This is a genomic window from Pseudonocardia sp. McavD-2-B, from assembly GCF_024124365.1.
Lineage (GTDB): Bacteria > Actinomycetota > Actinomycetes > Mycobacteriales > Pseudonocardiaceae > Pseudonocardia > Pseudonocardia alni.
Genome location: NZ_JAMXSG010000249.1, coordinates 1 through 8,995, shown reverse-complemented (window position 1 = coordinate 8,995; position 8,995 = coordinate 1). Strand labels below are relative to the sequence as shown.

9 protein-coding genes and 1 tRNA gene are annotated in these 8,995 nt (G+C 72.6%); 2 read left to right on the top strand and 8 right to left on the bottom strand.

The window, feature by feature from the left end; genetic code table 11:
* Both NH602_RS24455 and NH602_RS24450 read right to left on the bottom strand, forming a co-directional pair.
* On the bottom strand, window positions 1-497 hold a 497-nt coding region (locus NH602_RS24455), incomplete at its 3' end, for a hypothetical protein (protein ID WP_253069005.1).
* Window positions 498-500: 3 nt separating this feature from the next.
* Window positions 501-779 carry a hypothetical protein gene (locus tag NH602_RS24450; RefSeq protein WP_020622502.1) on the bottom strand — a complete coding sequence of 93 codons (279 nt, stop codon included), beginning with the start codon at window positions 777-779 and terminating at the stop codon, window positions 501-503.
* Window positions 780-1,291: 512 nt separating this feature from the next.
* On the opposite strand from NH602_RS24450, the gene NH602_RS24445 reads away from it, so the two are divergent.
* Window positions 1,292-3,766, top strand: a complete 2,475-nt coding sequence (locus NH602_RS24445) for a heterodisulfide reductase-related iron-sulfur binding cluster (RefSeq protein ID WP_253069004.1) — start codon at window positions 1,292-1,294, stop codon at window positions 3,764-3,766.
* A 60-nt stretch (window positions 3,767-3,826) separates the two neighbouring features.
* Here the strand turns inward: NH602_RS24445 and NH602_RS24440 are convergent, their stop codons facing one another.
* The 3 genes from NH602_RS24440 to NH602_RS24430 are packed head-to-tail and all read right to left on the bottom strand — an operon-like array spanning window position 3,827 to window position 6,823.
* A complete protein-coding gene (locus NH602_RS24440) occupies window positions 3,827-4,984 on the bottom strand; it encodes a hypothetical protein (RefSeq protein ID WP_253069003.1) in 1,158 nt (385 codons plus the stop codon).
* A 46-nt stretch (window positions 4,985-5,030) separates the two neighbouring features.
* Window positions 5,031-5,615 carry a dCTP deaminase gene (gene dcd / locus NH602_RS24435; RefSeq protein WP_062398841.1) on the bottom strand — a complete coding sequence of 195 codons (585 nt, stop codon included), beginning with the start codon at window positions 5,613-5,615 and terminating at the stop codon, window positions 5,031-5,033.
* A 26-nt stretch (window positions 5,616-5,641) separates the two neighbouring features.
* Window positions 5,642-6,823 carry a UDP-N-acetylglucosamine 2-epimerase gene (locus tag NH602_RS24430; protein ID WP_073576067.1) on the bottom strand — a complete coding sequence of 394 codons (1,182 nt, stop codon included), beginning with the start codon at window positions 6,821-6,823 and terminating at the stop codon, window positions 5,642-5,644.
* Window positions 6,824-6,986: 163 nt separating this feature from the next.
* On the opposite strand from NH602_RS24430, the gene NH602_RS24425 reads away from it, so the two are divergent.
* Window positions 6,987-7,057: transfer RNA gene (locus tag NH602_RS24425), tRNA-Gly, on the top strand.
* A gap of 207 nt (window positions 7,058-7,264) precedes the next feature.
* Here NH602_RS24425 and NH602_RS24420 read toward each other — a convergent pair.
* The 3 genes from NH602_RS24420 to NH602_RS24410 form a co-directional block, all read right to left on the bottom strand.
* Window positions 7,265-7,639: a hypothetical protein gene (locus NH602_RS24420; protein ID WP_073576068.1), complete on the bottom strand. Its 375-nt coding sequence runs from the start codon at window positions 7,637-7,639 to the stop codon at window positions 7,265-7,267.
* Between the two features lie 54 nt (window positions 7,640-7,693).
* A complete protein-coding gene (locus NH602_RS24415) occupies window positions 7,694-8,326 on the bottom strand; it encodes a pyridoxamine 5'-phosphate oxidase family protein (protein WP_100880745.1) in 633 nt (210 codons plus the stop codon).
* A gap of 144 nt (window positions 8,327-8,470) precedes the next feature.
* A partial coding sequence (locus tag NH602_RS24410; protein WP_253069002.1) for a hypothetical protein occupies window positions 8,471-8,995 on the bottom strand: 525 nt, incomplete at its 5' end.

Sequence of the window (8,995 nt, the reverse complement as noted above, 5' to 3'; positions counted from 1 at the left end):
ACCGGAGCGGTGGTGGCGGGCGTGTCCACGACGGCGTCCACGGTGACCGGCGGTCGCGTCCCCGCGGCGTCGATCCGGGTGCGCTGCGCGGTGGACAGCGCGGGGGTCCGGCCACCGGCCGACGGGACGCCGGGGTGGGCACGGGTGGTGTGGACGCGGACGTGCCCCGCGCGGACCGAGCCGCCCGCGGCCTTCCGACCGGCCCGCGGCCCGGTCACCTCGGCCCAGAACTGGCCGAGGACCTGACCCAGCGGCCGCTCGTAGTCGATCTTCTTACCGAGCAGGCGGGTGATCGCGACGGTGCCGACGAGCGCCCAGGCCACGGAGAAGAAGTCCAGGCCGATACCGAGCCGGCGCTGGACGAACATGATCAGCATCATGACGAGGAGTCCGACGCCGTAGCTGACGTAGCGGGCGCGCCAGGGGAAGGTGGCCCGTGGCGGCCCGAGCCAGACGGCGTCGACGCGGTAGACCTCGTCGTCCGTGCGAACGAGCACGGATCAGCCCGGGGTCACGAGCAGGTTGGCCAGCGCCTGTCCGATGGCCGGACCGCTGCCGGTCACGGCGATGCCCAGTGCGATCAGACCCACCAGCAGTCCGATGCTGCGCCGGGCCACGCCGGCGTTGTCACCACGACCACCGATCCACAGCAGGATGACGGCGATCGCGAGCAGGATCAGCGGCACGATGTTGTTCGTGATCCAGTCGCGGAGGTTGACCGTGGTCAGCTGTCCGCCCTGGGCGAGTACCAGCTGGATCGCCTCGTACGAGGTCTTCACAGCTCCTCCTTGCGGCAGTCCGCTTGTCCCGGTCGCTCCCGCAGGCGAGTAGACCACGAGACCCGTACGGGATCCTAGGGGCTGAGCCACCCGGCCCACCGGTGCGCCACGCTGCGCGATCGGGTCGACACGGTCGGACCAGCGCCGATCGGGCGTGACTCGTGTCTCCCCGCGGGACCGGCCCCGGTCCGAGATGTCATGGTCGTCCTTGGCTACTGTTCGGTAACAAGCACGACCCGACCATGACGGGGTCGGGCGCCCCCAGGCCGGGCGCACTACCCTTCGCCCGACCGTCGTCGCACCCCACCACACCAGTGCGGCGACGAGGTCCGAGGAGGCACTGCGATGGAGAGGCCCGCCCGGTCCCGGCGGCACGGTAATCCGTGCGCCCCCGACCGCGCCCTCGCCGACGCGCGCCACCGGACCGGTTCATCGTTTCCCGTCCCGATCCGTCACGGCAGCACCACGCTCCGGCAGGGACCGCTGGGTGTTCAACAGGGAGGTTCCTCCAGATGACCTGGGTGCAGTACACGCTCGGCATCGTCACCGTGCTGTCGGCGATCGTCGCCGTGGCCCTCGTCGCGATGACCGTGACCCGGATGGTGAAGATCATCCGGCTCGGTGAGTCCGACCCGACGCGCACCGGCCCGTTCGGGCCGCGGTTCGCGACGATGCTCAAGGAGACCCTGGGTCACACCAGGATGCTCAAGTGGACCAAGGTGGGCATCGTCCACTGGCTGGTCATGGTCGGATTCGGCGGCCTGTTCCTGGCGCTGATCGAGGCCTTCGTCGAGGTCTGGAACCCGACCTTCCACCTGCCGCTGATCGGGCAGTGGTCGGTGTACTCGCTGTTCGTCGAGATCCTCGGCGTCGGCACGGTCGTCGGCATCGCCGCGCTGATCGTCATCCGCCAGGCGAACAACCCGAACCGGCAGGGCCGGATGTCGCGGTTCTACGGCTCGAACATGGGCCGCGCCTACTTCGTCGAGGCGATCGTGTTCCTCGAGGGCCTGGGCATCCTGGTGGTGCGCGGCGCGAAGATCTCCCTGGGCGCGTTCGACGTGCCGGTCTGGTCCGCCCCGGTCTCCTACGCGCTGTCCGCGGTCCTGCCCGCCTCGACCACGCTGGTCACCGTCTTCGCCGCGGTGAAGGTGCTGTCCGCGACGGTCTGGCTGATCGTCATCGCGCTCACCCCGACGATGGGTGTGGCCTGGCACCGGTTCACCGCGTTCCCGAACATCTACTTCAAGCGCAACGACGACGGCTACAAGGCCCTCGGCGCGACCCGGCCGATGATGTCGAACGGCAAGCCGCTGGACCTGGAGGAGGCCGACCCCGACACCGACACCTTCGGCGTCGGCAAGGTCGAGGACTTCACCTGGAAGGGCCTGCTCGACTTCACCACCTGCACCGAGTGCGGCCGCTGCCAGTCGCAGTGCCCTGCGTGGAACACCGAGAAGCCGCTGTCGCCGAAGCTGCTGGTCAACGCCCTGCGCGACCACGCCTACGAGAAGGCCCCCTACCTGCTCGCCGGCGGCAGCCGCGACATGGCGGGCGACGAGGTCGGCATCACCGGCGAGGGCGCCGAGGAGCGGCTCAAGGCCATCCCGGTCGACGCCCTGGAGGCCGCGGGCCGGCCGCTGGTCGGCGGTGAGGACGTCCTCGGAGTCATCGACCCCGACATCCTGTGGTCCTGCACCACCTGCGGCGCGTGCGTCGAGCAGTGCCCGGTCGACATCGAGCACGTCGACCACATCATCGACATGCGCCGCTACCAGGTCCTCATCGAGACCGAATTCCCCACCGAGCTCAACTCGCTGTTCAAGAACCTGGAGAACAAGGGCAACCCCTGGGGCCAGAACGCCAAGGACCGCCTCGAGTGGACCAAGGGCCTCGACTTCGAGGTCCCGGTCGTCGAGAGCGAGCTGGACGCCGAGACCGAGTACCTGTTCTGGATCGGCTGCGCCGGCGCGTTCGACGACGGCCAGAAGAAGACCGTCCGGGCCACCGCGGAGCTTCTGCACCGCGCCGGGGTGAACTTCGCCGTTCTCGGCTCGGGGGAGACCTGCACCGGTGACCCCGCGCGCCGCTCGGGCAACGAGTTCGTGTTCCAGATGCTCGCCCAGCAGAACGTCGAGACCCTCAACACCGTGTTCGAGGGCCGCGAGGCCGGCACCCGCAAGATCGTCACGACCTGCCCGCACTGCCTCAACACCCTGGGCCGGGAGTACCCCCAGCTCGACGGGCACTACGAGGTCGTGCACCACACCCAGCTGCTCAACAAGCTGGTGCGGGACAAGAAGCTGGTCCCGGTGTCGGCCCCGGCGGGCGAGGAGACCGGCCCGGTCACCTACCACGACCCCTGCTACCTCGGGCGGCACAACGAGGTCTACGAGGAGCCCCGCGCGCTGATCAACGCGACCGGAGCGGCCGGAACGACCACGCTCACCGAGATGCCGCGGCACGGCGACCGGTCGATGTGCTGCGGTGCCGGTGGCGCCCGGATGTGGATGGAGGAGCGCATCGGCAAGCGCATCAACTTCACCCGCGCCGAGGAGGCCGCCGAGACCCTCACCGAGGCCGGTGGCGGCTCGGAGCCGTCCGGCACGCTGGCGGTCGGCTGCCCGTTCTGCCGCACGATGATGACCGACGGCGTGAACCAGACCGCCGGTGAGGCCGTGCAGGTCCAGGACGTCTCGCAGATGCTGCTCACCGCGGTGAAGCGGGGCGACGCCCCTGCCGACACCGCGCCGGAGCCGCAGCCCGAGACCGAGGGCCAGAGCGCGCCGACCACCGACGCCCCGGGGACCGCCACCCCGGCCGACGAGGTGGCCGACGAGGCCGCGAAGCAGGACCCGACCCCGTCCGGCTCGGACGGCGCGTCGAGCACCGGCACCCCGGCGTCGTCGGGGAACGGCACGGCGAACGGGTCGAGCAACGGGTCGTCGCCGGAGGAGGCGACACCGGAGCGCTCGAACGAGAACTGACCCACCACCGACGACGGCCGGGTACCCCGCAGGGGGTGCCCGGCCGTCGTCGTGTGCGGGTCAGCAGGGAGTGAAGGAGCTGACCTGGAACGTCGTCGGGGTGGTGCGGGTGAGGACGACGCGGCCGAGCTGCGGTGCGGCCGCGCCCCACGCCGAGCCGCAGGCGTCGACGGCGGTGGTGGAGCCGACCGCCACCTCCGGGTCCGGACGCCGGTCCGGGACGGTGACCTGTGCCCCCGCGGGCATCCGCCCGTGCAGGACGGCGACGGCGTCCTCGCAGCCCGCCGAACCCGTCGCGGCGCGGAGCTGGTCGAGCGCGGCGGGTTGGACGAGCCGGCAGACGCGGGCCGGGTTCGACGAGGCGACCCCGGTGTCCAGCGAGACGAGCGCGAGCTGCGGGCGGGCGACGCCGAGGTCGGTGCGGAACTGCGCGCCGGCCTGCGCGTCGACGCGGGCCTGGTCCTGCCGGATCTCGGCCGAGCGGAACGAGTAGCCGACCCCGGACACCACCAGGAGCACCACGCCGGCGGCGAGCACCGTCCAGCGCGGCAGCAGCAGCGCTCCGGCGACGATCACCCCCACCGACAGGGCCAGCGCCCACGCCCACGGGTTCTCCCGGGTGCCGTTCACCAGGGCCGCGACGAGCACGACCCCGGCGACGTGCGGTGCCCACCCCTGAAGCAGCCGGTCCAGCCGCAGCAGGGCCAGCAGGACCAGGGTGCCGAACCCGAGGCCGACCGGGACCCACCAGCGGCCCGGGTCGTCGAGGAAGGGCAGGAGCAGGATCGCGGCACCCGCGAGACCGAGCGCGGTGGCACCGCGGACGGTGCGGGGGCGCAGGCGGCGCCACGGGGCCCAGGGGTCCCGTTCCGCCGTCCCGCGGTCCGCCTGTGGCGGGTCCGCGGGGGCGGGTGCGGGCCGGCGGGTGAGGGCGCGTGAGCCGGGGTCGGGTTCCGGGGGGGCCACGGGGGACACGACGAGCTCGGTACCGGGGTCCGGCGGGGTGGCGGGCTCGGAACGGCCCGCGCCCTCACCGGCCGCGGTCTCGCCGGCGGCGCCGGGCGCGGGTGTGCCGGGGGTGGGGACACCACGCCCGGTCGGGTCGGGAGCGGCGTCGTCGTACCGGGGTGGGGTGGCGCGGCGGACGCCGCGGTCGGGGCGGCCACTCCGACGGCGGCCGGTGGCCCACGGGTCCGGGGAGCTGCGGTCGGCGTCCATCACCGCCCAGCGTAGCGACGCCGTCACCCCCGACGGCGCGACGAGCTCAGGCCCGCCGGGTGTCGGTGCGGTGGAAGTTGCGGAACGCGCGCGACGGCGTCGGGCCCCGCTGCCCCTGGTAGCGCGACCCGACGCCCTCGGTGCCGTAGGGCCGTTCGGCCGGACTGGACAGCCGGAAGAGGCACAGCTGCCCGATCTTCATCCCCGGCCACAGCGTGATCGGCAGGTTCGCCACGTTGGACAGCTCGAGGGTGATGTGGCCGGTGAAGCCCGGATCGATGAACCCGGCGGTGGAGTGGGTCAGCAGACCCAGACGGCCGAGCGAGCTCTTGCCCTCCAGACGTCCGGCCAGGTCGTCGGGCAGCCCGACCCGCTCGAACGTGGAGCCCAGCACGAACTCGCCGGGGTGCAGCACGAACGACTCGCCGTCCGGTGTCTCCACCGGGGTCGTCAGCTCGTCCTGCTGCTGGGCGGGGTCGATGTGGGTGTAGCGCGAGTTCTGGAAGACGCGGAAGTACCGGTCCAGCCGGACGTCGACGCTGGATGGCTGGAGCATCTCGACGTCCCACGGGTCGAGCACGAGCCGGCCGGACTCGATGTCCTTGCGCAGGTCACCGTCGGAGAGCAGCACGCCGACACCCTATCCAGGGCCCCCGGTCACGCCTCGGAGGACTCCTCGGAGTCCGACTCCACCTCACCGGGGCTGTGCCGGCCGCCGCCGACGAGGTCGTCGGGCAGCTGCGGCGAGCGGGTCAGCCCGAACATCCAGGCGACGGCCTGCTCTGCGCGGGCGGCCTCGAACCCGTCCGACGCGGCGGCGCGGCGCCCGTGGTCGCCGTCGAGCACCTGCGCCACGGCGGCGGCCGCGTCGTGCGCGGCGATGCTGCGGATCGAGTCGCCGGGCTGCGGCACGTTCGGCCCGTCGACCAGGACCGCGAGGGTACCGAGACCCGGTGCGTCGACCACGAGCTCGTGGTCGTCGCTCACCAGGACGGTCGCCGCGGTGAGCACGGCCAGCTGGTCGGGCAGCGCCGGCTCGGCCACGACCGTCACCCGCGGGTGGGTCCCGAGCGACTGCGCCGCCTCCCCCGCGGCGAGCGCGCCGAACAGCACGATCTCGATCCGCGGGTACCGCTCCAGCAGGTCCGCGATCCCACGCAGGACCGGCGACGACGAGGCCCTCGCCAGGTCGACGACGATCAGCCTGCGGTGCTGGTCGTGCATCCGCTCCAGCGCGTCGACACAGCCCTGGTGCCGGGGGCCGGGCAGCGAGTTGATCGTGTCGCCGATCGTCAGCACGTTCGGGCCGAGCGGGCTGCCCAGCGCGGAGCCGCTGGTGGTGAGGAACAGCGACGCGAGCTGGCCGATGACCCGCCGGTGCGCCTCCTGCGGGAACGGGCACAACAGGTCGTCGGTACCCATGCCGGCCTGCATGTGCACGATCGGGATCCGCCGCCAGAACGCGACCGTCGCCGCGACCTCGGCCGCCAGCCCACCACCGTGCACCAGCACCGCGGACGGGTCCTGGTCGACGAGCAGCTGGTCGAGCCGGGTGAACAGCGCCGCGGCGACGTCGGCCATGCCGGGCCCGGTCTCCAGCGGCAGCAGGATCGTGATGTCGGTGGGGACACCGAGTGCCTCGAACGCCTCGTGGACGGACATCGGGTCCGGCCCGGTGGCGACGGTGATCCCACGGATGCGGTCCGCCGCCGCGACGGCCCCGGCGACCGGGGCGAGCCGGGCGACCTCGGGACGGCTGCCGGCGATGAGCAGGACGTCGTGCTCGTGGTCCGGGGGGAACCCGGACACGTCGCCCGACGTCGGGTCGAACACCGTCATCGCAGTCGCCTTCCGGCCGAGGTCTGACCGACGGTGACGAGTGTGCGCGGACCGGGCGGCCGGGTCGAGACACGCGCGCCCGGTGGTCGGATCGTGCGACGACCGGGCAGGGGAGGTCCGTGACAGGTACGCGGATCGTGGTGCTAGGGTGATCTCACGCCATGCGGATGTAGTTCAATGGTAGAACATCAGCTTCCCAAGCTGAATACGCGGGTTCGATTCCCGTCATCCGCTCAGAACACGAAGGCCCAGGTCAGCGGCAGGTTTCCCGCCGAGCCTGGGCCTTCGTCGTCTCCGGGGAACAGTCTCTCGTGCCATTCCGTGCGACGACGGTCCGTGACCGGTGGCGTGTGGCAGTCGCCGTGCGGCCTCATGATCACCGTTTGTGGAGCGCGGGGGCCGTGGAGTGCACTCCGGACTCCACAACCGGTGATCATGGAGTCAGAGCGCGGGCGGTACGTCCCGGCGGGCGACCCACCAGGTCGCGACCCCGGCCCCGGTGAGCAACGGGACGAGCACCAGCACAGCGGGGCCGGCGAACACCGCGACCACGCCCAGCGCGATCGCCGCGGTCCCCGCGCCGAGGCCGCTGGCCACGGCCAGCGCCGTCGCCCGCTCGCCGATCGGCTCCCCGGCCACCCAGGAGAGCGTGCGGGCCACCCCGGCGACGACCACCGCCAGCACGATCCCCACGACCACCGCGGCAGGTGGCAGCGCAGCACCCGCCGCGAGCACGACCGGGATCGCGAGCGCGGTGAGGACGGCGGACAGCAGGGCACGCAGGGACCGCCGCAGCGGCGGTACGGGGGGTGTCACGTCTCCCCATTGTGCAGGGTCTGACCTGCGGTTTCGATGTAACCTGCGCGACCCTCAGTAGAGCCGGGCCGCGTAGCCGGCACCGTAGTACTCCTCGATCTTCTCCAGTGGCTCGTCGGGACGGGCGAGCCGCTTGGCGAGCTGCGCGGTGGAGGGCAGCGCGTCCGGCTCGGGCCAGCTCGTCGTCACCCACAGCTCGGAGCGCAGGAACGCCTTGGGACAGTGGAAGTAGATCTGGTCGATCGCGACCTCGCAGGCGAGCAGCGGCCGGCGGCCCTTCACAGCGAGCTCGTCGAAGTACGGCGCGTCCCGGACGAGCCGGGCCCGGCCGTTGATGCGCAGCGTGTCGTTGCGGCCCGGCACCAGGAGGATCACGCCGACGTGCGGATTCTCCAGGACGTTGCGCCAGCCGTCGACGCGGCCGTTGCCGGGACGCTCGGGAATCGCGACCGTGCGGTTGTCGACGACGTGCACGAAACCGGCCGGGTCACCCTTCGGCGAGACGTCGCAGGTGCCGTCGCGGCCCGACGTCGCCAGCAGCAGGAACCGGGACGCCGCCAGCCAGGCGCGGTGCACGTCCACGAGGTGGTCGCGTTCCTTCGCCAGCGCGGGCGCGATGGGCTGCCCGGTGATCCCCTGCAGCTCGGCGAGGGTACGGATCTCGGTGCCGTGCGCGTCGGAGGTCATGGGTCGACGGTAGGCGCGGACGCGGGCGGGGCCGAGTGGATTCCGGTCACGGACGTCCGACGACGGGCAGCGCCCACGCCCGCCACGGCAACAGGACAGGCCCGTCCGGCAGCGGCGTCCGCTGACGCGGCGCGTACGGCGCGTTCACCGGTGCACCGTCGATCCCTGGGGGCCGTCGCTCCAGGAGATCTTCTTGGCGAAGCAGTCGTCGGAGCCGAAGCCCTGGGCGTCGCACCAGGCGTTCGCGCCGGCCGCGGTGGTGAAGGGCTGGGCGACGACCACGACCCAGTAGTCGCTGTTGCGGAAGACCGGCCAGTCGCCGGACCAGACCAGCGCGGCGCCCGGGTACTGCGCGGCGAGGCCGCGGTAGTGGTCGAGGATGCCCTGCTCGTCGTAGGTGATGCCGCCGTCGCTGGTGCCGGCGCGCTTGGAGGACAGCTGCGGGACCCAGTAGCCGGCCGTCGCGGCGACGCGCGGGCTGTCGGCGGCGGCCTGCTCGGTGAGCGACGTCGTCGGCGACGGGCTGTAGCCCGGCACGTAGGTGGTCGGCGGGATCACGACCGGTGCCGCGGCCGGGGCGACCACCACCGGCACCGGCGCGGCCGCCGGGGTCACGGTGGGTGCGGTGCCGGGGAGCAGGTCGGGGCGCAGGACGAGCAGCGCCGCCCC

What these genes read in the sequence shown, in the direction of transcription:
- NH602_RS24445 (WP_253069004.1), top strand. Translation starts at nt 1,292, where the DNA reads ATGACCTGGGTGCAGTACACGCTCGGCATCGTCACCGTGCTGTCGGCG.
- NH602_RS24415 (WP_100880745.1), bottom strand. Translation starts at nt 8,326, where the DNA reads ATGACCTCCGACGCGCACGGCACCGAGATCCGTACCCTCGCCGAGCTG.
- NH602_RS24430 (WP_073576067.1), bottom strand. Translation starts at nt 6,823, where the DNA reads ATGACGGTGTTCGACCCGACGTCGGGCGACGTGTCCGGGTTCCCCCCG.
- NH602_RS24440 (WP_253069003.1), bottom strand. Translation starts at nt 4,984, where the DNA reads ATGGACGCCGACCGCAGCTCCCCGGACCCGTGGGCCACCGGCCGCCGT.